A 24715-nucleotide genomic window follows, 5' to 3' on the forward strand; every position below is an offset into this window, starting at 1 on the left:
CCTGTCCACAGGCGTGCAATACGAGCCAATAGGGCTTGATAGAGAGAATCCCTATATATGGTCCGTTCGCTGTCGTATTTCTTTTCCAATACCAGCATTGGGCGAGCAGGACGGGCACGCGAGAACGACGCCGTCCTTGTCGCCGAACACTCGTGCGAACTGAGCCGAAATATGTCCGCCACAGGTAGCGCATTCAGGCATAGGGATCAGTAGAACTCCCGAACGAGATCCGTTGCATTGTCCGGAGCTCCGTCAGGTATGACCGCCATATTCTCTGAGAGCCCTTCACGCTCTTCGTAGGCAACCGAGTGCTCGTCCCGATAGAGTACACCCTGGTACTCTTTATCGCCGTCCATAATCGCGTCCGTAGCGTCGTCGTAATCCGTCGGATCGTGGTCAGTCTCGGCGAGATCGACAATCGTGTCTCGGAAGTAGTCGTAGGTATCGACGTCGTTGAACGTCACACAGGGGCTGTAGACGTTGACGAAGCCGAACCCGTTGTGTTCGACGGCTTTCTGAACGATCTCGGTGTGGCGCTGGCTGTCTGAACTGAACGACTGCGCAATGAACGTCCCGCCGGCAGCTAGCGCGAGCGCGAGTGGGTTGACCGGCGGCTGTTTCGGCCCCTTGGGCGTCGTCGAGGTTTCGAAGTCATCACGCGAGGTTGGCGAGGCTTGTCCCTTCGTGAGGCCGTAGATGCGGTTGTCCATCACGATATATGTTATGTCGACGTTGCGGCGGACGGCGTGGACGAAGTGGCCCGCACCGATCGAGTACCCGTCACCGTCACCCCCGGCGACCATCACTTCGAGGTTCGGATTCGCCAGCTTCGCCCCGATACCCACGGGAAGGGCGCGGCCGTGAACACCGTGGAGCGCGTAGCTGTGCATATAAGTCCCGATCTTCCCGGAACAGCCGATCCCCGCGACGATGAACGTGTTGTCCGGGTCGTTCCCGGTATTCGCTAGCGCTTTCATCATCCCGTTCATCGTGCCGAAGTCACCGCAACCGGGACACCACGTTGGCTGCTTATCGGATTTGAAGTCGGTGAATCTGATGTCGGTGCTCATCTTTTTACTGGCCCCCTTCCGACCGTACGCCAGAGTTCATCCTTCGAGCCGATGCTCGCTGATGTCGGTCGTTGCGTAATCTGGCTTGGTATCATGCTTTCGAGTTCGTGATTGTCGCAATCTCGATGTCTGTTATTCCCTGTGCTTCGATTTTGGCCCTCACTGCCGGTGGGAGCGTTTCCAGTGTCTTGTCAATCTGTGGGTTAATCGACACGCCGTCAACTTTGATCGCAACTAATTTGCCACGGCGACCGTGTGCAGCGACTTCGAATTCGAACGGTCGGTCACGTTCATCGACGCTGTGGACCCAGACTTTCGCGAGCCCGTTTGCACTCTCCCAGTGAACGCTGTTGACGACGGTGAGACAGCCAGCCGGCGGGACGCACGACGATCCACACGCCGGGCACTGAGCGGGATGTGGACTCTCACCGAGATAGGTATACTCTGTCCCGCACCGGTAGCACTGGAGTGGTAGGGTCATAAGCGAGTCCTCAATCACCCCTCACAGGCGCCCCGCTCTCCCGGGATCAACGTCGATGGCGTCGACGGGACACACGTCGACACAAAGCATGCAGTCGATACACTGTGTCTCGTTGATCGGATCAGCTTTGATGTCGCTCTCGGGATGGCCCGGTGTATCCGTCCATTCGAACACGTCGACGGGACAGTCCTCGAGGCAAGCACCGTCGGCGATGCAGATGTCGAAGTCGACAGCCACGTGTGTGCCGTGGATTCCGAGTTTCTCCGGTTCGTCGACCGGCCCCCAGACTCGGTGCCCCTCGTGGTGCTCGGCGACATCGCGGTTCTCTTCGAAGTGTGGATCGATAGCCATGAGATATCCTCGATAAGAGTGGCGTAGTCCGGACGAACTACTATCCGAGCGAGCCCTCCATCTCCAGTTCGACGAGTCGGTTGAGTTCAACCGCGTACTCGATGGGCAATTCTTCGGTGATCGGCTCGATGAAGCCCGAGACGATCATCTGCTTTGCGTCGTCGTCGTCCAGACCGCGCGACTGGAGGTAGAAGACGTCCTCGTCGCCGATTTTCCCGACAGTCGCCTCGTGAGCGACGTCGACCGTCGACTCGTTGATCTCCATATACGGCATCGTATCGGAAGTGGACTCGTTATCGAACATCAGCGCGTCACACTCGACGGAGGTCGAGGAGTTCTCCGCGCCGTCGGCGATGTGGACCAGCCCGCGGTAGTTCGTACGGCCGCCGTCCTTCGAGATGGACTTCGACTCGATCGTCGATTTCGTGTCCGGCGCGTTGTGGTACACCTTCGCGCCGGTGTCGATGTTCTGGCCCTCACCGGCGAACGCGATGGTGATGTGGTTGTCAGTCGCGCCCGGCCCCTTCAGGATCGTCGATGGATACAGCATCGTCGCCTTCGAGCCCATCGACCCCGAAATCCACTCCATAGTCGCATCTTTCTCGGCGATCGCACGCTTTGTGTTGAGGTTGTAGGTGTTCTTCGACCAGTTTTGCACCGTCGAGTACTGGACGTGGGCATTCTCCTTCACGATCACCTCAACGCCACCCGAGTGCAGGTTGAACGCCGAGTACTTCGGGGCCGAGCAACCCTCGATATAGTGAACCTCAGAGTTTGGCTCCGCAATGATGAGCGTGTGTTCGAACTGCCCCATCCCCTCGGAGTTCATCCTGAAATATGCCTGGACGGGCATCTCGACGGTGACGTCTTCGGGAACGTAGACGAACGAGCCGCCGGACCAGATGGCGCCGTGCAGCGCCGCGAACTTGTTGTCGCTCGGCGGTACGCACTTCGTCATAAAGTATTCGCGGACGAGGTCTTCGTGTTCCTGAACAGCCTCATCCATATTACAGAAGATGACGCCTTTCTCTTCCCAGCGCTCCTGCATATTCTGATAGACGACCTCGGACTCGTACTGGGCACCCACGCCGGAGAGCGCATTCTTTTCGGCTTCCGGGATACCGAGCTTGTCGAATGTATCCTTGATGTCCTCGGGCAACTCTTCCCAGTCGTCGACGCCGGCGCGGACGTCGACGTCGGGGCGGATGTACGGCACGATCTCGTTGACGTCGACCTCCGAGAGGTCCGGCTGTCCCGGCCAATCAGTCGGCATCGGCATCTCTTGCCAGAGGTTCAACGCACGTAGTCGTCGCTTCAACATCCACTCAGGCTCGTCTTTATCCTCAGAAATGAGCCGTATCGTCTCCTCTGTCAGCCCTTGGTCAGCCTTGAACGCAGCTGCTTCCTCTTTTTTGAAATCGAATCGGTCTTCAGTGTCGGTCTCGCGGAGGTGCTCTTGATCGGAACTCATCAATCGAGGTTTGTAGTATGAGAGAATAAAGCTAGGGTACTCAAACTACAATTTGTAACTATAATAGGTTTCTTTCACAGTTTATAGGAACTATTGGTGGTCACAAAAGTTTACTGTTGATGAGATGAAAGGGGAGATATGACCAACCAGACTCGCGAGACGACTGCCCCACCCGCAGAGTCAAAAACAGAGCAAGCACAGGAGCAGCGATGTCCCGAGTGTGGCGAGGACGTACTCGCAGAGAGTGATACGTCGGAGAAGGTGTGTACTGCCTGCGGATTGGTCCTTGATGAGCAACGTATCGACCGCGGTCCGGAGTGGCGAGCCTTCGATTCGGCTGAAAAGGCAGCGAAATCACGCGTTGGTGCGCCGACGACACAATTGATGCACGACAAAGGGCTTTCGACCAATATTGGCTGGCAGAACAAAGACACATACGGAAATCCAGTGTCGCCACGAAAGCGCCAGCGACTCCAGCGACTACGGACGTGGAACGAACGCTTCCGTACACGGGATTCGAAAGAGCGCAACCTCAAGCAGGCACTCGGCGAGATCGAGCGGATGGCCTCTGCGTTGGGGGTACACAAGCCGACACGCGAGACTGCAAGCGTGATGTATCGGCGCGCGTTAGAGGAAGGTCTCTTGCCAGGGCGCTCGATCGAGGGGGTTGCAACCGCGGCTCTGTATGCCGCGACACGGCTCGATGGCGTTGCGCGGACGGTCGACGAAATCGCTGTCGTCAGCCGTGTCGACTCGCTGGAGATCAAACGCACCTACAGATACGTCGTTCGGGAACTCGACGTGCAGATTCCGCCGACGGATCCAATAGAATACGTCGGGCGTATCGTCTCCGAACTGGACTGTAGCGATGACACGACGCGACAAGCCCGCCAACTGGTCGAAGCGGCCACAGCTAACGGCGTCCACAGCGGGAAACACCCGGTTGGTATTGCTGCGAGTGCCGTCTATGCGGCGGGGAAGCTCTGTGGTGAAAATATCACTCAAGACGACGTGTCCGAGGTTGCTGACGTCAGTAACGTCACTATTCGAAACCGGTATCGTGAGGTTCTCAACGCCTACGAAGAGCGTCAAAATGGTTGAAAGTTCTGGAGATGTCCAGTGCTATGTCTACAGGCGGAGCAGGCCGAGTGCCTCGGAGCTTGACCCCGAGGCGGTTCACCACTAAGTTGCTACCACGAAGTAGTGGCTACCCTGTGGAAATACCCACTACCAATACGTATGAGACAAGGGTAGCACACCACGGGTTTTCACACTTCGATTGTCGAAATATGCTGCCCGAAGAGGAAGGCTGTCCCCGCCCCTTCCAACACCAGTTGTTGAGCGCGATGGTCCGAATTTGTGGGGTTCGGGCAGGAGCGTTTCATCACCATTTGGAGCGAGGACACTTCCTCGGTTAACCACCCACCAACAGGGCGGAAGCTCAAACACCCCATCGGTGGGCACCCTGCCATTAACGGGACTGATTCTATTCAATTTTACTTTTCAAATCACAGCTCGCGGACACCAAGTCGCCACATATAGGCCGAAACTCCGACTTTTTCTGAGACGAATTGACGTTGAATACGAGAAGGCGCGACTGACGGTGTGCCAACTCCCGTCGCTTCGGAAGTTTAGGAGAGGGGAATATCAGTCCCGTTATTATTGTGATTGTTATACCGCTGTTTGAACATGTTGACAGCCCTCTTTTCGATGATTAGTCGTGGATTCGCCGGTTTGTCTACAATTTCACAACTTACTGACTGCACCGCATACATATCAATCGCATATGTGACAAACTTGTCCTTAGCTCTATGAAGTGTTGTTAAATTGGTGTGCTTCTGGCTCTCGAACAGTTCGACCGCATCTCTGAGCACGGCTTCCACAACAGTCTCGGAATCCCGTTGCTGGCGTTCTTGCTCCGAGTTACCGTATTCCGTCATCCTGAAGACAGCCCTCCTTATTCTGTCTTCTTGGCTGTGAGCAGTCTGTTTGAGCGTAGTTAATTATCTCTATTTCGGTTTGCTATAGCTCGCATAAGGAGCGACCAATTCGCCGACCCGTGTGGAGGCTTCCACAAGTTTGTACACTCCCTGGGCCCGATGCTTGGCACGTAGCCGTGGTGCGACCGGAAAAGACTCCGGCTGCACGACGAGTCACTGGAGTTCGTGGTCTACTTTGTGCGGAGAGTCGGTGGATTCGGTGATGGTCTTCTCGATGTAGATGTGCACGCCATCCGATTGTGTCAGTTCCCAGCCGTTTGCTTCAAGCGCGTCAAGTTTGTCTGCAAAGTGACGGACGGCATCTGCGTGGGTCTGAATGTCGAGTGGCGGGTCGTTCAACGGGATGGTGTCGTATTTGGTGTAGTAGTGGATGCGCTTGGTGTAGGTGTGCCCGCTTGTTGTTCCGCAGTGTGGGCAGGTACGATCCTGCTGGGTGAACTGGTCGGAGTCACCACTGTGGCGTGTTTCCCAGCTTTCGTTGCAGTCGCCGCACGTGAACCATGGTTCGTAACTGATTGAGAACTCTTCACCGTCGTGCTCGATGGTCATCGTTGGAAGAGCCGTCATGGGTGGTGCTTGTCTCGGTTGGTTAGCCTGTGATTTCTTGCGAGGTACGTTTCTCGTATCCTTGTAGATGGAACTGGCGTTTCTCGTGTAGTCGGACAGCTCTCAATCTCTTTGCTTCGGAATTATGCGTTTCGATCACCTGTGGGACCGGACATCCGTGACTATATTAGATCGAGAAATTACCGGAACAGGGCGGGCGGGAGGACAGCAGTGCTCCCGACCACCCGACCCGATGCAAGTAGCAGGTTCGTCAACATCCACAGATTGTAGAGTGCTACGGCAAGCAGGAAGTAGAACAATCGAACAGAGAACGTCGGTGACGACGTTTTCGGGAGAAACTCGGTTACTTTTCGGTAGGACGTTTCTATTCCCCACCGACGCCGGTAGGCTTCTGCCAGCGGCTGAGCGAAGTTACGAGTGACTTCGAGGTTTGTGACCAGGCAGAAACGATATTAGCGCCCAGAAGGTTCGTTAATGAGAATAAACGGATCGCGCTCGCGATTGTAGTCGGCGACGTCTCCGGCGACCGCCTCGATGAGTCGGCGATGAACTTCTCTGGCTGCTCGTCCCTCGTCTGGGCTCAAGTAGTGGAGCCCGCCCAGATCCGTCCAGAAACCACCGTCAAGCCAAAAGAGTGTCTCATCGTTCGACTGGTGGACGATGTCGCCGTTATCGGTCAGTCCCGCGGTGTCGAGTTGGCGACCCGAGAGCTGGGCGCGTGCCAGCACCGCCACAAGTTGCCGGCGTGAAATGGATGCATGAACAGCAACATCGTCGATCAAACTCCCGAAGTAGTCTTCGACAGTATCAATCGTTTGGGAGAACTCATCAAGCGTAACGGAATCTAACGGTATTGTATCCCTTGGTACTTCTCGAGTTTCCCAAGATCGAGAGCCGCTAAGTAATACGTCAGATGCAAGGTTGAGTTCAATACTATCCGCCGTTCGACAGTACTGTGTTCTATCCCTGCTCTCGTCCGCAGTGACCTCTTCTAAATACATATTCTCAGAAAGTTCCTTCACACGTCTATAACAGGTGGCAATCGGGATATCTAGCTCTTGACTCAGCCAGCTAACTGATCGCGGTTCCTTCGCCGCCCGCAGTATATCTACGCTGTATTTCCGCCCGAGTACCTCAACTGCTTCCGTCGACATCTTGTTACCACGATTGATTCTCAAGGGTGAATAGCTGTACCCTATATTTATCGATCTAATTCTATTAGGGCCGATATGAAATGGTTCTCTAAGCGAAAACATAATAGAGCGGAACAACAACATCGGATGTATGAGCGATGGAGACACGTACACGGAACATACCCCCGCGGGACTTCTCGAATTGTCTTCGGAACTGAACCAAGCTGGTTCTATCGAGGACGTCTCTGTCGTTGCTGTCCGAATGTTGGATCTCAATTTTGATGCGCCTCTTTCGGCGATCTGGGAATACGATGAGGAGGGAAACGAACTCCGCCCAATCGCCGAATCAACTGAGGCACAAGCGGTGATCGGCGATGCACCTATCCTTCCACTTGATTCTCTCGCCGGGCGTGTGTACAGACAGAATCGTCCGGAAGCGTTCGACGATGTCCACGAGGCCGACGGCACGTATAATTCAGACACCCCGATTCGGAGCGAAATTCTTGTGCCAATTTCAGGTTTCGGCGTCTTGAGTGTCGGAGCCACTGAAGTGGATGCGTTTACCGAGAAAGACTCAGAACTGGCAAAACTCGTTGCTTCGAATCTTGAAGCTGCAATCTCACGAATCCGACGACACGAGGAGCTACAGGCTGAACGTGATTGGACACACACGTTGTTTGAAGGCTCCAACGATGCCATTTTCATTAGTGATTCAGATGCGAATTTCGTCCAAGTAAATCAGGCTGCTTGCGAGTTAACTGGCTATGAGCGAGAGGAACTCCTCTCGATGCGTATTCCCGATCTTCACGAAGAGGTCGACTTACATGCCTATCGGGACTACCACGCCCAAATTTTAGCTAGCGAACCAGCAACCACTGACGCAAAATTGCTTCGGAGCGACGACAGTAAAATTGATGTGGAGTTCTCGAACCGTCGGATCGAGCGCGATGGGACGGCCTATATGCATACCGTTGCGAGAGATGTGACGGAACAGCGGGAACGCCGACGTCGTCTGGAGTCATTTCAATCAGCTATCGAAAACGCGAGTGATGGGATTGCTATTTTGGAGAACGAGGAGTACACGTACGTTGATCAAACGCATGCCGACATATACGGGTTCGAGGACAAAAACGAGTTACTCGGGCAGACCTGGCATGAGTTGTACACCGATTCCGTCGAGGTCGAGCGCATAGAGGATGAGGCGCTTTCAGCCCTCTGGTCCGATGGAGAGTGGAGAGGTACTGTAACTGCATCTCCAGCAGGCAAGGGAGAATTTCCGACCGAACTATCGCTGACACGCTTGGAAGACGATCGAATCGTCTGTGTTGTCCGTGACGTGTCTGAAAAATATCGGCGTCAAGCGGAACTTCGGGAGAATGAGCGGCGTTTCGAGTCGGTGTTCGAAGATCCTGAGATGCTGGTCGGATTACTGGAAACCACTGGTGAAGTGATCGATGTGAATGAAACAGCCCTGGAGTACGTTTCGCACGCTAAAGATGAGATGTTGGGGGAACCGATTTGGGAGGGGGAGTGGTGGTCACACTCTCAGACTCTGCAGGACGATCTAAAAGACTGGATCGATCGAGCAGCGTCAGGTGAGTACGTCAGTTTCCAATCCGAATACCCAACACCGGATGGAGAGATTCGGTTCTTTACCGGGACCATCCGTCCCGTTATAGGGGAATCAGGAGTCGAATCGCTCGTTATTTCCAGTCGTGATATTACGCCCCGTGAGCAGCGCCGTCGCGAATTAGAGACGTTCCAGCAGGCTGTCGAGGATGCAAAAGACGGCTTCGCTATTCTCGAGGATGGAGAATACACCTACATCGACGAGACACACGTGGATATGTATGGATTCGATGATACTGACCAACTCATCGGGAACTCCTGGCGGATGCTCTATGACGAAGATGAGGTAGAGCGTCTTGAGTCGGAAGCCTTCCCTGTTCTTGAGTCGGAGGGGCACTGGCGGGGCAAAGTAACCGGATCCCAACCGGACGGAACGACCTTCCCGGCCGAGATCTCTCTGACTATCATCGATGATGGCCCCCTCGTTTGTACTGTGCGCGATGAAACTGCAAGACAGCAACGGGAGCGTGAACTCGAACTCAAGGAGCAAGCGATTGACTCCTCGAATGTTGGGGTCATGATCACCGACCCACAGCGAGAAGACAACCCGATCGAGTACGTAAATAAAGGATTCACCGACATTACTGGCTACCAGGAGGACGACGCCTTAGGTCGTAATCCACGTTTCCTCCAGGGACCCGAGACAGACCCAGACGAAATATCGAAGCTTCGAGAGGCGATTGCGGCCGGTGAACCGGTAACGGTAGAATTGAAAAACTACCGAAAAGACGGGAGTGAATACTGGAATCGATTGTCTGTCACGCCAGTCACTGATGCAGATGGGACGCTTTCGAAGTTTATTGGCATACAGCAGGACGTAACAGGTCGGAGGCAACGGACTCGGAGCCTGGCAGAACAAAACCGGAAACTCGAATTGGTTCTTTCTGGAACGGACACTGGTATTGCAGAGTGGAGTCTTGAGACGGATCAGATATCATTCGACGACACGCTTGTCGATTTACTTGGCCATGATCCGGACAACTATGAAGAGTTCGTACAGATCGTCGCGCCGGAAGATCGGGACCGTGTTCGTGATTCACTAGAACGAGTCGGCGATATCAACGACTTGTCTGCGGATTTCAGAGTTATTGATGCCAACGAACAAACGCGATGGATACACACAGATGCTGTTCTGATACCCGATGACGAAACTGGAGAGAGACTTGTCGCGATTGCCACGGACATAACGGATCAAAAACGACGGATTCGGCAGATTCAACAGGAGCGGAAGCGATTCGAGATCCTCTCGGAAAGTCTCGAAGAATACGCCTTTGTACTTCTCGATGACGATGGACAGATCGACAGCTGGAACGATGGAGCAGCCGACATCTTTGGATATGACGAAGAAACTGCAATTGGTATGCCAGCAGCAGAGTTACACCCTGAACAGGATCAAAAACGTGGGATTGCTGATCGGTTATTAAAACAGGCATCACTCGCAGGAGAAAGTACTCACGAAGGACAGCGAGTCCGTCAGGATGGATCGTCGTTCCCTGCAGAAGTCTCATACGTTCCCCTTCAAACTGAAGATGGAGTGTTCCTGGGATACGGGATGGTCATCAGAGATCTTACTAACCAGCGTCAACAGCGGCGTAGAACAGAGCGGTTCGTTGAGGAATCAGTCGACGTCGTGTCTATCTTAGATCGCGACGGGTGTTTCACCTATCTTAGTGGCTCTGCTGAACGGGTTCTTGGATATGATCCAACTCAGCTAAATCAAGAGAGTGTCTTTGATTATATCCATCCAGAGGATCGGGAACGTGTAATGGAAGCGTTTTTCGCCGCCGTGGAGGATTCCGATTCAAGCGTTCAGCTAGAGTTCCAAGCAATGGATGCGGATGACGAGTGGATTACCGTAGAGGCACGTGGACGGAATCTCTTTGACGATGAAGCAATTGGTGGGTTTCTGTTATATATACGTGACATCAGTAATATAAGAGAACAAACGAAAAAATTCGAATCCGTATTCAATCAAACGTTCCAATTGACGGGTCTGATGACCCAGAGTGGTGAAATCCTTGAGCTAAACGACCCCTTCATGGAGTTCGGCGGCATACGTGTGGAGGAGAGCAGAGGCACACCGCTCTGGGAATGCCCTCTGTTCGCGCATTCGTCTGAAGTGCAAACTCAAATTAGACAGGCAGTTACTCAAGCATCTTCGGGTTCATTCGTTCGGTTCGACGTGGAAGCAGAAGGCGTTGATGGACTCGCCAGCTTCGACTTCTCGATCAAGCCGATCTCAAGCCAGCACGGGGAGCTTAGCTTCCTAGTATTTGAGGCACGAGATATTACAGCTCAGGAACAGCGTCAGCAACACGTCCAGGTCTTACACCGGATTATGCGGCACAATATCCGAAATGATCTGACGAAACTGAGAGGGTATGTCGATCTGCTTGCGTCGGACACAGAGACAGACACTCGTGAACAGCGCGCTGCGACGATCCGAGACATTCTCGACAAGTGGGAAAGAATGGCAAACAAGACCCAAGAGCTCCAGAATATACTCACGAGCGAGAGCGCTCTCGCTTCCTACCAGAGTGCTCAGCAAATAGCTCAGGATATTCAAGCCAAAAAAGAAGACGAATATGCTAATGCGAATATCACTATCACAGCCGACCACGATCTAGAATCACAAATACCGAGTGAACTTGACAAGGCGATTTCTGAGCTCGTTGAGAACGCCATCACAGCGAACGATACTGAGCATCCATCCGTACAGATCAGTGTCTCGCAATCCGATGAACGGTGGGTAGAGGTTTGTGTGTCCGATACTGGGCCTGGACTCCCGGAAATGGAGAAAAATCTCCTCGAAACTGGCGAAGAAACGCCGCTGAGTCACGGGCAGGGACTCGGATTGTGGATGGTGCGATCACTGGTGACTCGTGCCGGGGGATCGATTTCAGTTGAAACCTCGGGCGATGGGAGTGAGATCAGACTGGAAGTCCCCACCCAACCGGCTCGAGAGGACTCAGAAAAACCGGGCATCGTGTCGTAAACTATGACCCAAGACGGAAATACAAAAATCCTGGTCGTCGAGGATGACCAGAGTTTGGCTGAGCTGTATGCAGAGTGGCTCGCAGACCGCTATGTTGTCGAAACCGCGTACTCTGGCGAAGAAGCCTTGGAAGCGTTCGATGCGACTGTCGATATCGTTCTTCTGGATCGGATGATGCCCGGGTTATCCGGCGGAGAGGTTCTCACGCGACTCAGACAATATGAGTCGAACTGCCAGGTGGTTATCGTCTCTGCGGTGACACCGGACTTCGATATCGTCAAAATGGGATTCGATGCGTATCTCGAAAAGCCCGTTGAAGCTGACGACCTCGAAGACGTTATCTCCCAGATGCTCACTCGTGCCGAGTACAACGAGGATCTGCAAGAGCTGTTCTCGCTGATAGAACGCCAATCGACCTTGGAAGCCGTCATGGAGGCAGATACCCTCGAAACGAGCCCAAAATACCAGGCACTCACAGACCAAATCACAGAACTCGAGGATAAAGTCGAACGGTACCTCCAGAACCTGCCAGATAGGGATTTTCGAGTGGCTATCGAGCGCCTGCAACGAACAGCAGCAGAGCGCAGGGAACAACAGCAGTACCAGTCCCTCACTGAAGACGTATTAGACACATCACAGGAAGGGGTCATTGTAATTGACCGTGATGGACAAGTGGTGTGGGCAAACGAAACTACCGAAGAATTACTTGGAGTTGATAGAGACGATATCCAAGGGTCTGACTACAGTCGAATTGCTTCTGAATCGTACCAGGAATATCCCTCAGGTGAGCAAACACTGTCTGACCTCGTAACTCATTCTCTAGAGAACATGAATTCCGAAGTCGAAGCCATCGTCCGTATCCCTGAGACGGCTTCGAAAGAGCAGCAGTGGTTGGAGTACTGGAGCGGACCGATTCAAACTGGTCTTTATGCAGGCGGGCGGATTGAACACTACCACAATATTACAGAGAGGTACGCGTATGAACAACAGCTTGAGGATCTGCATGCGGTTTCCCGCGATCTAATGACAGCGGACTCGGAACGTAGCATCGGCGAGACCGTGACAACTGCCGCAGTCGGGGAACTCGGATTCGAGTTTGCCGCGATATATACACGAGAAGAGAACACGGGACGCTTGGTCCCACTAGCACACGCATCCACGGAAGATGTTACTGAAATTGACCTTCCCACTATCTCTGAAGGAGACACACCAGTCTGGACGACCTATGTGACTCGAACGGAACAGTTGGCTCCCGACGACGAAGACGTAGTAGATACTCGGTCGAGCCAGTGGTTGGCAGAGGAGTTCTCGTCGTGGCGACTCTACTCACTAGAATCAGAGGGGGTTCTGTTGGTGGGGATGACCACGACGCCAGAGATCTCCTCAAGAAAGAACAAATTGGCAAAGACGTTAGCAGCGAACGCAGCAAGCGCATTCGAACGAACAGCACAAGAGGCGGCCCTTCGGCAACGCGACCAGCGGTTAAACGAGCAAAACGAACGGCTGACACGACTGGATCGAATCAATACACTGATACGGTCGATAAGTGCCACGGTTATCAGTGCAAATACACGAGAAGAACTGGAGCAAGAGGTCTGTAATGCTTTAGCTCATCTGGATCTGATTAGCGGGGCGTGGATCGGTAAAAAAGATATTAATACGAATACGATCGAGGTCAGAGCCAAAACGGATTCGCTCCAATATCAAAAAGTGGGGGCGAACGACACTCCAGCAGATGACAATACCCAGCGGAGTAACTCTACATTGCCACCTACTGAACGGGCATACAGGATTGAACGTTCGGTCGTGGAGAGCGACTTAATGACTGCTCGCTCCGAAACGGAGTGGGAACAAGACGCACTGAAAAATGGCACCAACTCGATTGTGGCTGTACCACTACAGAGCGAGGCTTCGATCCTTGGCGTATTAGAAGTCCACTCCAAACTACCAAACGCCTTCGCTGAAGAAGAGGTGACAGCCCTCACAGAGCTCGGTCAAATAATAGGTCACGGGATATCAGCACTCCGGCAAAAGGCGGCGCTTCTATCTGGTGGGGGCACAATTCTCGAAATTCAGTTCGAGGACGATACTGGCCTTGCAACTCTTGTTTCGGATATGGAGACGGATCTCGAAGTGTTGAATGTAGTGACTGAGAGTCCAGATCACCTCCTGTTCGCGCGAGTGACCGGTGAAAACGTGACCCCCGAGGCGTTCGAAGCTGCTGGTTTCGATCCAGAGACGGTCATTTTGAGCGACTCTCGAAATGGTATCTACTGTAAAGTCCCGGTGCGGAACAGCAGCTTTTGCGAGAAACTGACCGATCAAGGAGTTGCGATAAATCAAATCACAAACGCTTCCGAGTCCAACGAGATCGTGGTTTCAGTAACCGTGCCATTCACCGTCGACGTCGGGGAATATCTGAGTTCACTCCGGGAAGACTACAGCGATCTCACCCTGTTATCCAAACTGGATAGTGAGCGGGGAGAAACTAATACCTCTCTCTCAGCACGTCTTGATGGAGCTCTTACCGCCCGGCAAGAAGAAGTCTTGCAGACGGCGCTCTACGCAGGATATTTTAACTGGCCGCGGGATGCAGATTCGACGTCGATTGCCAAGACTCTCGATATCGCACAGTCAACGTTCAACCAGCATCTTCGAGCTGCTGAGTCTAATCTGCTGACGACTCTCTATCAGGATTCAACCGAGCTGTGACCTGCCTCAGTATCACGTTCTACAGTACTCGGGCTGTCCTGCTTATCGACATTCGGAAAACTGGCTCCAAATAGTGGGCCTTTCCATATAGGCATTAAATTTGGCAACCCGATATTAGAGGGTAGAAGACGTTTGATTGTAGAATAGATGTATTCTTTATGGCCCAAAGCTCTCCGCACCGAGAGTCTGAACCTACGGGATGGAGTACAGATTCCCAAATAGTGCGTGAATTTGATAGACCTGTCCGTGTTTCGGATGCGGTCATTGAGACACTTATGGAAGCTGTCGAAGACTGGCCGGAACTCAGTAGATCACCTCCGGTGTTCGAATTTGTTGATGCAGACAAATTAGATGGCTTGTTCAAAACTCGTACAGTCGAGGAGACCAGTCATATGCCCTCTGTGGAGTTTCTCTTTCAGGACGCACTTGTGACGGTCATGTACGCATCAACGGTGCGTGTCATCGTCGAACGAGATGCGTGAGTGAGAATAGATGACCCATTCCAGTACCGTTCTGATCGTCGAAGACGAAGAGAATCTCGCTGACTTGTTTGGCATTTGGCTACAGGAGCAGTTCGAGGTTCATGTGGCCTATTCCGGGGAAGATGCACTGGAAATCTTCGCTGAGGAACCGATTGATATTGTCCTTTTAGATCGTCGAATGCCGGGCCTCTCTGGCACGGAGGTGCTACAATCAATTCGTGAAGGCGGCGATGCCCAGCAGGTGATCATGGTAACAGCTGTTCAGCCAACGGAAGACCTAGCGTCCATCGATGTGGATGACTATCTTCTCAAACCAATCGACCGGACAAAGCTTCTTCGAGCTGTGGAAGCTGCAGAGCTGATTCTAACATACGAAGATTCACTCACAGAGCTTCTCTCACTCACCGCGAGGAAAGCCACGTTAGAAGCGAACCTTGACAAAACAGAGCTGGAAAAGGACGATCGATACGGCGATCTCCTCCAGAGAATACGGGAGTTGGAGGAGGAAGCTGATACGACACTTCAGCGTCTCGAAACAGATTATCAGATCGATATGCTGGTCAGAGACCAGCGTATCGGATCTCAACCTGTAGAGCAGTTCTGATATGGTGCGAGGAGCCGTGGCATCCACTAATTGGGCTGCCAGCAGCAATATCGAAGTACTCGCAGAAAGTAAATATCCGCTGCTCATCGGATTGGTCTTCGTACGAGCTATAGATGCGAGTCTCACGTACTATGGGCTAAGCATCGGACTGCGAGAAGCCAATCCGATTGTCGTACTTATTGTTGAGACTCTCGGAATCATCCCCGGCCTATTCTTTCTCTCGTCGGTGTCACTAGTGTTATTATTCTTTCTTGGTGAATACCTGCTTCCCTGGGTCGCACAATCGAGACACAATATCGATCTGTGGAGCAATGTAGCATACCTTTCAGTTTTGGTCGTATGGAGCGCTGTGTCGCTTCATAATATGGTACTCATTTGGATATGAGATTGATCGAGTTTGTCGGTTTATTATTATATGTTTCAATTGTGTTAATTATATCATTTGCTATGCTGCTTTCTCTGCTTTAATTTCCGCAATGAAGGTCCAAACCCTCACTTTATGAACAGTATAGGAGGATGCCTTATCGCAGCGGCAATTCACGGATCAAAACTGGATAGATAGTGTATTGGTACCTATTAGCAGAGGCAATCTACGAGTTACACTATACATAGAGGTATAAAGCACATACTGTATATGGGTGATTATTCTGAGGTACTATGACCCAACCAGGCAGCGAATCATTATGGCTGTGGCTAGGGACAGCAGGAATGCTCATTGGTATGCTGTACTTCATCGCTCGCGGATGGGGTGAAAAGAATAGACGCCGTCAAGAGTTCTATATTGTCACGATATTCATCACTGCTATCGCGTTCGTAAACTACCTGAGCATGGCACTTGGATTCGGCTTGACGACAATCGAGATCGGCGGTGAGGAGCTACCGATTTATTGGGCACGGTATACCGATTGGCTGTTCACAACGCCACTCTTACTTATTGACCTCGGACTGCTTGCCGGGGCAAACCGAAACCAACTGTCTACACTCGTTGGCCTTGACGTGCTGATGATCGGCACCGGTGCCGTGGCAACGCTATCGACAGCCGGTGTGCTGCTCAGCCCTGTCGGGGATCGCATTATTTGGTGGGGAGTCTCGACGGGCTTCTTATTGGTGTTGCTATACTTCCTTTTCGGCACTCTAACCAAAGAAGCAAACGAGCTGTCGGGAGCCGCGCAATCAACGTTTAGTACTCTTCGGAACCTCATCGTAGTCGTCTGGTTGGTCTACCCGGTATGGTGGATCCTCGGCACGGAGGGGCTCGGAATGATCAGCCTCTATAGCGAAACGGCCGGATTCATGGTGCTAGACCTCGTCGCGAAGGTGGGCTTCGGCATCATCTTGCTATCGAGCCGCGATGTTCTCGACGCAGCCGGCGATACTACTGGTGCGGCGCTAGGAGACGCAGACCCCACAGACTAATTGCGCAAGTGAGTCTGGTGACTTGTCCCACGACTGGACAGTAGTTGCTGATTTCGACACCTCCGCATCTCGGTCATTCGGGCCATCACTCATCGGACAGTGAAACCAATAGTTAGGTGTTGATAATCTCAACTAGGTATATGTATTGGGGTCAGAAATTTACCCTACGTCATTCATTTCTGACCTGGATACCTATCAAATGGTATCCGGCGAAGCGTCAGGGAGACATTCACCCCCCACCCCCCTTTAGGCGAAATGTAGGCCAAGCTGTAATGACAGGCGGGCTCAGACTCTGACAAATATATGCTATTAGCTCAAAATTCACATATTGGATGTGGCAAAGTAGATTCATTTAACCGACACTGGAGACTGTCCATTTTATGACTGCTAACAATCGACCGGGTTCACACCCACCTCTCGGGCTGAAAGATACCTTCTCACTCGATCAGTTGCCGTTACACTCGACTGATCTGCTTACGCTTCTTGACCCGCGTGGGAGAATACTGTACGAGAGTCCGGCCATCGAACGGTTGTATGGCTATGAGCAAGACGAACTCGTCGGCGAGCAGGTTGCCGAGTACTTCCACCCAGAGGATCGAGAACGCGTCGTCGAAGCATTCGCCGCAATGGTCTCGGAAAAAGCTCACCACGTTGAGGCGGTCGAATACCGGCACCTACAGGCAGATGGGTCCTACAAATGGATCGAATCGGTTGGCTCGTCGAACCCCACGCCCGACGGCAACTACGTCATCAACTCTCGGGATATCTCCGAGCGCAAACAGCGTGAACGAGAGTTACAGCAGACCCGAGAGCAGGTCCAGTCCGAACGCGACGGCAAGGAAGCCATCCGCCAACTCCTTTTGCAGACATCGACCAACCGGGAGATCGCTGCGAGTGTCTGTCACCTGCTCGTCAACGACTACGGCTACGAGTCGGCCTGGGTCGTCCGGAAGCAAGGACCAGGAGGTGGCGACCAGCATCCGGTTGTGATCGCCGACCACGGATCGGACCGGGGCTTCCGGCACCCCGGTGAGGGGAGCGCCATCGACGCAGCGACACGACGCACACTCGCCACGGACGACCCCGTGACAGTCACGACAGACATGGACGGAGAGAACGACATCGTCGCCCAACTGGAGCGGTGTGGACTGTTCTCGGTGCGGTCGGTGCCGTTGGTCCACGAAGGACTGTCCTACGGCGCGCTCACGGTCGTCCGGGCGGATACCGGCAGCGACGTGGCAGGACAGTTGGTCGACGAAGTGGCGGCCGCCCTCGCGTTCAAACAGCAGGTCCACCGCCAGCAGGAAGCGCTGGCCGGTGAGACAGTAACGGAACTCTCGCTCCGGTACACGGGCGACCACGTCCTGACAGCCCTGTCGAGGGCACTGGCTGTCGAGGATGGCGACGAGGAAGACGACGAGTTCCCGGAGCTGGTCGTTGAGGAACTGCACGCCGAGGGTGGCCCCGGTTCGACATACCTCGTCAAGACGGCTGATGTGGACGCCGAGACAGTTCGGGCGACTGCAGCGGAGCTCCCGTCGGTCACAGCGGCGACCGTCGTCACCGAAACGGAGACGACTGCGATCGTGTCGATTCGTGCCGAGAAAGGGTCGATCAGGGGAGTTCTGGGCGGGTACGGCGAGATACTGCGCTCGATTACCGTCTGTGACGGCCGTCTGAATCTGACCGTGGAGTTCCCGCGCCGGACTGATCTCAGTGCCATCGTCGACGCCGTACAGGACCACTGGCCCGAGGTGACCATGTACGCCTGTACCGAGCGCCCCGTCGACGACGACCACCCGAGCGCGTTCAGCGGGCTAACGAAGAAACAGGAAAACGCACTCCGGGCGGCCTCGCTGTCGGGCTTTTTCGAGCGCCCACAGCAGGCCAGTGCCGAGGACGTGGCCGAGACGCTGGACTCCTCGGCCTCGACGTTCCTCCATCACCTGCGCAACGCCGAACGGACCGTCTTCGAGGACGCCTTTTCACACGACCTGAGACTCGACTGAGTCGACCCCGTGCGGTTGTGTTCACGTACTGGTTACCTCGTTGTCACTGTTGCGTATATATGCAAGCCATCTTTACACCGATATGCTGCGTAGTTGCCAGCAACGTGTCTTTGGTACCGTGTCTCTATGGGAGTCGTTCTGTGGTCACGAGCCTGGAGTGTCCTGACGGCCGACGGCAGCACCCATGGACGAGCGGTCGAGCGCGCCCGAGACGGACTGCGAGGCGGCCCCAGTTCGGGCGGTGGTCGGTGTGACTCGCACGGCCGGCAGACTGCTGGCGGTGTATCTCGTCGGCCTAGTCGGCCTGGCGATGCTGGTGACCGGCACTGGTGTCGTCGGCGTCGCATCGGCGGCGGGCAACACGGCTCCGGACTGTAGCACGGTGAGCTACAACGACGGTGACAGTGACGGGAAACTCGACGTCGACACCATCGACCGGCTCCAGTGTATCGAGAACGAGGGGGTGGGCAAAGAATACGAGCTCACGGACAATATCGACGCCAGCGGGACGAGTAACTGGAACGGCGGCGATGGGTTCGCCCCTATCGGCGACTCCGGAACGAAGTTCACGGGGACTTTCGACGGGAACGGACACACCATCACGGGCCTGTACGTCGACCGGTCAGGTAGTGACGATGTCGGCTTGTTCGGATATGCCGGGTCGGGGACAACCGTGGAGAACGTCGGTCTCGAGTCGGTCGATGTCACGGGAGCCAATTCAGTCGGTGCGCTTGTCGGAACGACGGAGGGAACGGTTCGAGAGTCACACGCGACCGGGCCAGTTAGCGGCGACGAGAACGTCGGCGGCCTGGTCGGTGAGAATCTTGATGGGAGGGTAACCCGCTCATACGCGACGGGAAATGTGATCGGCACAGGCAGAGCGGGCGGGCTGGTCGGGTGGACGCGAAACGGGGGTACAGTGGCAGAGTCGTACGCGACGGGGACAGTCGACGGCGACGTTGCCGGTTCTCTCGTCGGTGAAACTAACTTCCAGGTCAGCGTGCGAGACTCCTACGCTACGGGCTCGACGTCCGGCAACACCTACGAAGGCGGGCTGGCCGGATATAGCTACGAAACCGATTGGAGCGACTCCTACTGGGACAAGGGAACCACAAACCAAGGGAGTGCGTTTGGGTACAGTGGTAGTAATACTAGGACCAATCTGCAAGGATTTGGGTCGACCGGCGACAGCTCGCCCGCTCCGGAGATGCAGGGGTCCAGCGCCTCATCGAACATGGGTGGGTTCGACTTCACGAACACCTGGGAGACAGTCGAGAGCGGCGACGCCGATACCACCGGGGACGGCTACCCGATTTTGCAGTCAGTCGACCGCCAGGCCCAACTGGACGCCCAGAACGTCAACGCCTACGCCGGCGGTGACGGAAGCGATGGCGACCCGTACGAGATAGCGAACTGGCACCACCTCGACAACGTCCGCCAGAACCTCGGCGGGGACTTTGTCCTGACGGCGGACCTCAATTCGGGTACCGCGGGCTACAGTTCCGTGGCCAGTTCGTCGGCCAACAGCAACAACGGCTTCGAACCCATCGGTGACTCCAGTACGGGGTTCACAGGCACTTTCGACGGTGACGGCTACGAGGTGTCCGGACTCACAATCGACCGAGCCTCGACAAGTCAGGTAGGCGTGTTCGGCTACATCGGGAGCAGCGGCCTCGTCAGGGGCGTGATATTCACCAGCGTCACCATCACCGGGAGCGATCAGACGGGTGGAATCGTCGGCCGGAACGCTGGTGGAGACATCGTCGAGACGCGGGTGACTGGTTCGGTCAGTGGCGACAGATACACTGGCGGCGTCGTCGGCCTCTCCAGCGGCGTCGTCAGACGAACTGGGTCGACGGCGAATGTCTCCGGCTCAGGGAATCAGGCAGGTGGACTCGTCGGCGAAAACCGAAACTTGATCGAGCAGTCCTACGCGAAGGGTAGTGTCAGTGGTTCGTTCGATGTCGGTGGCCTCGTCGGGAAGAACGACAACGGCGCCAACGTGAAGAACTCGTTCGCGACCGGTAGCGTCTCGGGAACCTCCACACTCGGTGGACTCGTCGGGAACAACGCCGGCTCAGTATCCAACTCCTACTGGGACGCAGACGTGAACGGAAACGGGCAAGACAGTGACAGCACAGGGTCCTTCGACGCCACCAGCCTCATTACTACCCAGATGCAGCGGTTCGCCCCACAAGTCAATATGGGCAATCTCGACTTCGACTCGGTCTGGGTCGTCACCACCGACTACCCGCGACTCGCTTGGGAAGGAGCGACGGCGCTCACCGTCGACAGCGTCGAGGCTACCAGCCCGACCGTCGCCGAGGATGGGTCGGGTACGATCACTGTGACTGCCAAGGAGAGCGGAACTGACGCCGGCGAGGGTGTCACCATCGAAATCGTCGACGACGACGGCCTGGACGGCTTCGCCACGAGTGACACGAGGGTCACCGACACCGACGGGGAGGCGACATTCACCTTCGACGAACCCGACGACGGCACCTACACCCCCGAGTTCGCGTGGGCCGATGATACGACCGTCTCGGCGGAGCCGACCGTCACCGTCCAGAACGCGCCCGAAGTCACCGCTATCGACCGGTCGAGTGGCGAATCGAACCCCACCAACGCCGACAGCGTCGAGTTCGTCGTGCGCTTCTCCGAGGGCGTCAGCGGCGTCGACACGGGCGATTTCACCGCGACGGGGGTCAGCGGTGACGCGAGCGGAGATGTGTCGCAGGTCACCAGTGTGGCTGTGAACGCGGTCACGGTCACGGTCGGTTCGATTTCGGGCGACGGTGACATCCGGCTCGATCTGGACGACGACGACGGCATCACCAACGGCAACGGCGTGCCGCTGGGCGGTGACGGCACCAGCGGGACTGCCGACGGCAGTTACGCCAGCGGCGAGACGTTCACCGTCGACAACACCGACCCCGGATTCAGTGCTGGCACCAGCAACAGCGTGTCGGTCGACGAGGAAAGCACAGCGAGCGATTTCCTCGACGTGGATGCCGGTGACGACGGTCCACCGGGCACGGAAGTCTCGGCGTACACGCTGTCCAGTGCTGCCAGCAGTGATGCCAGTGTTTTCAGCATCGACAGCAGCACTGGGAAGCTATCCCTCGATAGCGCACTGGACCACGAGAGTCCCGCAGACGACGACGGCAACAACGACTACGAACTCACCGTCACCGCGACCGACGACGTTGGCAACACGAACACCCAGACCGTTACTGTCGGCGTGACCGACGTGGACGAGCCACCGACCGCACCCGACGACAGTTCACAGAGCACCGACGAGGACACCACCGTCTCGGTCGCCGACGGCGACAGCGCCGACCTGCTGGTGCTGGCGAGCGACCCCGACGCCGGCGACACGCTGTCGCTCGACACCGTCGACGGAAGCAGTTTCAGCGACGGAAATCCCGTCACGCTCGACTCCGGTGCGACCGTCACGGTCGAGAGCGACGGAGGTTGGACCTACGACCCGAACGGCCAGTACGAGTCACTCGCAAGCGGCGATTCCACGACGGATACGTTCACCTACACGGTCGCGGACAGCGACGACGACACCGCGCAGGGAACGGTCACTGTCAGCATCACTGGCGTCAACGACGACCCCACGGACATCAGCCTGACCAGCACTAGCGTCGACCAGTCCGATGGCACCGACGCGGTAGTCGGGAGTCTCTCGGCCACGGACGTCGACGACAGCAGCCACACGTTCTCGCTGGTCGGCGGGACCGGGGACGCCGACAACGACGAGTTCAACATTGGCGGCGGCGACCTGCGCGCGGACGACGCCGGGTCGCTCACCGAGGGTGACTACGACGTTCGCCTCGAAGCCGACGACGGCAGCGGGGGAACATACCAGAAAGCAGTCACCGTCAGCGTCACCGACGGCATCGCACCGACCATCGCGTCGAGCACGCCGGCTGACGACGCAACTGGCGTCAGCGAGGGCGACGACATCACGATCACGTTCAGTGAGGACATCGCCTTCGGGTCTGGGAGTGTCACACTCCGAGAGGACGACGGCGGCTTCGGTGACCGGGAGGCCTTCGACGTGAGCAGCGACACTGGCAGCGGTGACGGAACGGTCTCGATTTCCGGACGCACGCTGACGATCACTCCCACGAGCAACTTCGCGTCAGACACGGAATACGCCGTCCGGATTGATGCAGGTGCACTCACTGACACCGCCTCGTCTCCGAACGACTTCGGCGGCATCAGCGACGACACCACCCTGAGCTTCACGACTACTGACTCGACACCGCCGACCGCAAGCGCTGGGCCGGACACGACCATCGACGAAGGACAGTCAGTGAGTTTCGATGGGACTGGCTCGATGGACAACGTCGGCATCGTCAGCTACGACTGGGACTTTGACGACGACGGGACGACCGCGACCGGGCAGACGACGAGTCACACCTTCGACAGCCCAGGTACCTACACCGTCGAGCTGACCGTCACAGACGCCGCAGGCAATACCGACACGGACACTGTCGAAGTCACCGTTGAATCGGCTAGCAGCGATGGTGGCAGTAGTAGTGGGAGTAGCGGCTCCACCGACACTGGCGGCGATCAGTCTACTGCCGACGATTCCAGCATTGGGACCGAGACCGTCGTCAGCGGCACCCAGTCTAGCGACGCTAGCGTCTCGTTCACCGTTAATGCTTCCGACGATGACGGCCCAATCACGCTCGACCTCAGCGAGACCGACGCCGACGGGACCGATGGCGAGGACGAGAGTGGCGGGAACGACGACAGCGAAGGCGAGGGTGAGAATACAGTCTCCGTCGACAGTCTGTCGATCACCCCGACAGAGAGCGGATCCCGCGAGTTCAATATCTCGGTGCGCGAGTGGGACGCCGACATCGATACCAGCGAGCGCGCGACAGAGTCCGACGACACTGGGACGGACACAACAGACGTGTCCGATCCGCAGGGAGCAACCGACGGCGACCGCGCCCACACGGATCCACGGACATTTTTGATCGAGACCGGCTTGTCCCCGCTGGGCTACGTCGAAGTGACCCACACCAACCCCGACTCGGACATCGACAGCGTCACGTTCCGCTTCCGAATCCGGAAAGATGCCCTGAACGAGAGCGATGTCGACCCGAGTGGTGTGGCGCTCTATCGCAACGGAACAGACGGGTGGACGCGCCTCCCGACCGACGAAGTCGGTGAGAACTCCACCCACTATGTCTTCGAGGGGACATCGCCCGGGCTGTCGCTGTTCACAATCGCCTCGGCGCAGCCAGCGTTCGAGGTCATGCGTGCCAGCAGCCGGTCGGAGACGCTCACCGCCTCCGAGGCAGTCACTGTCAACGCGACCGTCCGCAACCTCGGCGGTGCGGCTGGGACTTACACGGCCGAGTTACGAGCTAACGGGACAGTCGTCGCCACTAGCGATGTCGACCTCGCTTCGAATTCATCGCGGACTGTATCGCTCTCGTTCACGCCATCGGACCCCGGCGAGTACACGCTGACGGTCGGCACTGTGTCTGCCGGGGCCGTCTCGGTCCAGTCGGACGAGACGCCGGCTGAGTCGACATCAGCAGACCAGACGCTAACCGAGCCAACACCAGCAGAGCAGGAGACCACACAACAGGCCACCGTCGCCACAGACAACTCAAGCCAGACAGCAAGTGCCAACGGAACAAGGGAGACGACGACCGACGCGAGTGGCCCTGGATTCGGCGTTCTTGTGCTGATCGGTGCGTTCCTGATCGTGATCGTCTTCTTCCGGCGGCGGTCGTAACTTGAGTCCATGATAAGACCTGCTGTCG

General features: G+C 55.8%; 17 protein-coding genes. 9 read left to right on the top strand and 8 right to left on the bottom strand.

The annotated features are described in order from the left end of the window. Positions 1–51: 51 nt before the first annotated feature. The 5 genes from ACT3HL_RS13295 to sufB all read right to left on the bottom strand — a co-directional run bounded on the left by ACT3HL_RS13295 (position 52) and on the right by sufB (position 3373). Positions 52–201 carry a DUF7563 family protein gene (locus ACT3HL_RS13295; protein ID WP_443984582.1) on the bottom strand — a complete coding sequence of 50 codons (150 nt, stop codon included), beginning with the start codon at positions 199–201 and terminating at the stop codon, positions 52–54. 5 nt (positions 202–206) lie between these two features. Then, complete coding sequence (locus ACT3HL_RS13300) at positions 207–1070, bottom strand: thiamine pyrophosphate-dependent enzyme (RefSeq protein ID WP_445087320.1); 864 nt, start codon at positions 1068–1070, stop codon at positions 207–209. 91 nt (positions 1071–1161) lie between these two features. Then, the gene (locus ACT3HL_RS13305) at positions 1162–1551 is read right to left on the bottom strand and encodes a hypothetical protein (protein WP_112077785.1); all 390 of its coding nucleotides are present in this window, start codon (positions 1549–1551) and stop codon (positions 1162–1164) included. Between the two features lie 21 nt (positions 1552–1572). Beyond that, positions 1573–1902, bottom strand: coding sequence for a 4Fe-4S dicluster domain-containing protein (locus ACT3HL_RS13310; protein ID WP_123124637.1), 330 nt, complete (start codon positions 1900–1902; stop codon positions 1573–1575). 40 nt (positions 1903–1942) lie between these two features. Continuing rightward, positions 1943–3373 carry a Fe-S cluster assembly protein SufB gene (sufB, locus tag ACT3HL_RS13315; protein WP_123124636.1) on the bottom strand — a complete coding sequence of 477 codons (1431 nt, stop codon included), beginning with the start codon at positions 3371–3373 and terminating at the stop codon, positions 1943–1945. Positions 3374–3511: 138 nt separating this feature from the next. On the opposite strand from sufB, the gene ACT3HL_RS13320 reads away from it, so the two are divergent. Beyond that, positions 3512–4474: a transcription initiation factor IIB gene (locus ACT3HL_RS13320; RefSeq protein ID WP_112077770.1), complete on the top strand. Its 963-nt coding sequence runs from the start codon at positions 3512–3514 to the stop codon at positions 4472–4474. Positions 4475–5004: 530 nt separating this feature from the next. Here ACT3HL_RS13320 and ACT3HL_RS13325 read toward each other — a convergent pair. The 3 genes from ACT3HL_RS13325 to ACT3HL_RS13335 form a co-directional block, all read right to left on the bottom strand. Next, positions 5005–5313 (bottom strand): hypothetical protein, encoded by a 309-nt coding sequence (locus ACT3HL_RS13325; protein ID WP_445087321.1) that lies wholly within the window; start codon positions 5311–5313, stop codon positions 5005–5007. 213 nt (positions 5314–5526) lie between these two features. Beyond that, positions 5527–5922 (bottom strand): hypothetical protein, encoded by a 396-nt coding sequence (locus ACT3HL_RS13330; RefSeq protein WP_112077771.1) that lies wholly within the window; start codon positions 5920–5922, stop codon positions 5527–5529. A gap of 470 nt (positions 5923–6392) precedes the next feature. Beyond that, complete coding sequence (locus tag ACT3HL_RS13335) at positions 6393–6794, bottom strand: hypothetical protein (protein ID WP_112077786.1); 402 nt, start codon at positions 6792–6794, stop codon at positions 6393–6395. 430 nt (positions 6795–7224) lie between these two features. Here ACT3HL_RS13335 and ACT3HL_RS13340 point away from each other — a divergent pair, with 430 nt between their 5' ends. The 8 genes from ACT3HL_RS13340 (at position 7225) to ACT3HL_RS13375 (ending at position 24687) form a co-directional block, all read left to right on the top strand. Beyond that, positions 7225–11697, top strand: a complete 4473-nt coding sequence (locus ACT3HL_RS13340; RefSeq protein ID WP_445087322.1) for a PAS domain S-box protein — start codon at positions 7225–7227, stop codon at positions 11695–11697. Positions 11698–11700: 3 nt separating this feature from the next. Beyond that, a complete protein-coding gene (locus ACT3HL_RS13345; protein WP_123124632.1) occupies positions 11701–14409 on the top strand; it encodes a response regulator in 2709 nt (902 codons plus the stop codon). A gap of 158 nt (positions 14410–14567) precedes the next feature. Next, positions 14568–14891 carry a HalOD1 output domain-containing protein gene (locus ACT3HL_RS13350; protein ID WP_158601460.1) on the top strand — a complete coding sequence of 108 codons (324 nt, stop codon included), beginning with the start codon at positions 14568–14570 and terminating at the stop codon, positions 14889–14891. A 10-nt stretch (positions 14892–14901) separates the two neighbouring features. Continuing rightward, the gene (locus ACT3HL_RS13355; protein ID WP_123124630.1) at positions 14902–15495 is read left to right on the top strand and encodes a response regulator; all 594 of its coding nucleotides are present in this window, start codon (positions 14902–14904) and stop codon (positions 15493–15495) included. Position 15496: 1 nt separating this feature from the next. Further along, a complete protein-coding gene (locus ACT3HL_RS13360; RefSeq protein ID WP_445087323.1) occupies positions 15497–15880 on the top strand; it encodes a DUF5658 family protein in 384 nt (127 codons plus the stop codon). A 272-nt stretch (positions 15881–16152) separates the two neighbouring features. Continuing rightward, on the top strand, positions 16153–16911 hold the full coding sequence (locus ACT3HL_RS13365) for a bacteriorhodopsin (RefSeq protein WP_445087324.1): 759 nt from the start codon (positions 16153–16155) through the stop codon (positions 16909–16911). 380 nt (positions 16912–17291) lie between these two features. Then, positions 17292–18920: a PAS domain S-box protein gene (locus ACT3HL_RS13370; protein ID WP_445087325.1), complete on the top strand. Its 1629-nt coding sequence runs from the start codon at positions 17292–17294 to the stop codon at positions 18918–18920. A gap of 184 nt (positions 18921–19104) precedes the next feature. Continuing rightward, positions 19105–24687 carry a PKD domain-containing protein gene (locus ACT3HL_RS13375; protein ID WP_445087326.1) on the top strand — a complete coding sequence of 1861 codons (5583 nt, stop codon included), beginning with the start codon at positions 19105–19107 and terminating at the stop codon, positions 24685–24687. The last annotated feature ends 28 nt before the right edge of the window (positions 24688–24715 follow it).

The sequence above is a fragment of the Halobellus sp. GM3 genome (assembly GCF_052545375.1).

Bases quoted from the DNA above. Each gene is read 5' to 3' on its own strand.
- sufB (WP_123124636.1), bottom strand. From the start codon at position 3,373: ATGAGTTCCGATCAAGAGCACCTCCGCGAGACCGACACTGAAGACCGA.
- ACT3HL_RS13325 (WP_445087321.1), bottom strand. From the start codon at position 5,313: ATGACGGAATACGGTAACTCGGAGCAAGAACGCCAGCAACGGGATTCC.
- ACT3HL_RS13345 (WP_123124632.1), top strand. From the start codon at position 11,701: ATGACCCAAGACGGAAATACAAAAATCCTGGTCGTCGAGGATGACCAG.
- ACT3HL_RS13375 (WP_445087326.1), top strand. From the start codon at position 19,105: ATGGACGAGCGGTCGAGCGCGCCCGAGACGGACTGCGAGGCGGCCCCA.
- ACT3HL_RS13295 (WP_443984582.1), bottom strand. From the start codon at position 201: ATGCCTGAATGCGCTACCTGTGGCGGACATATTTCGGCTCAGTTCGCA.
- ACT3HL_RS13360 (WP_445087323.1), top strand. From the start codon at position 15,497: ATGGTGCGAGGAGCCGTGGCATCCACTAATTGGGCTGCCAGCAGCAAT.
- ACT3HL_RS13310 (WP_123124637.1), bottom strand. From the start codon at position 1,902: ATGGCTATCGATCCACACTTCGAAGAGAACCGCGATGTCGCCGAGCAC.
- ACT3HL_RS13370 (WP_445087325.1), top strand. From the start codon at position 17,292: ATGACTGCTAACAATCGACCGGGTTCACACCCACCTCTCGGGCTGAAA.
- ACT3HL_RS13340 (WP_445087322.1), top strand. From the start codon at position 7,225: ATGAGCGATGGAGACACGTACACGGAACATACCCCCGCGGGACTTCTC.
- ACT3HL_RS13355 (WP_123124630.1), top strand. From the start codon at position 14,902: ATGACCCATTCCAGTACCGTTCTGATCGTCGAAGACGAAGAGAATCTC.
- ACT3HL_RS13300 (WP_445087320.1), bottom strand. From the start codon at position 1,070: ATGAGCACCGACATCAGATTCACCGACTTCAAATCCGATAAGCAGCCA.
- ACT3HL_RS13305 (WP_112077785.1), bottom strand. From the start codon at position 1,551: ATGACCCTACCACTCCAGTGCTACCGGTGCGGGACAGAGTATACCTAT.
- ACT3HL_RS13320 (WP_112077770.1), top strand. From the start codon at position 3,512: ATGACCAACCAGACTCGCGAGACGACTGCCCCACCCGCAGAGTCAAAA.
- ACT3HL_RS13350 (WP_158601460.1), top strand. From the start codon at position 14,568: ATGGCCCAAAGCTCTCCGCACCGAGAGTCTGAACCTACGGGATGGAGT.
- ACT3HL_RS13330 (WP_112077771.1), bottom strand. From the start codon at position 5,922: ATGACCATCGAGCACGACGGTGAAGAGTTCTCAATCAGTTACGAACCA.
- ACT3HL_RS13365 (WP_445087324.1), top strand. From the start codon at position 16,153: ATGACCCAACCAGGCAGCGAATCATTATGGCTGTGGCTAGGGACAGCA.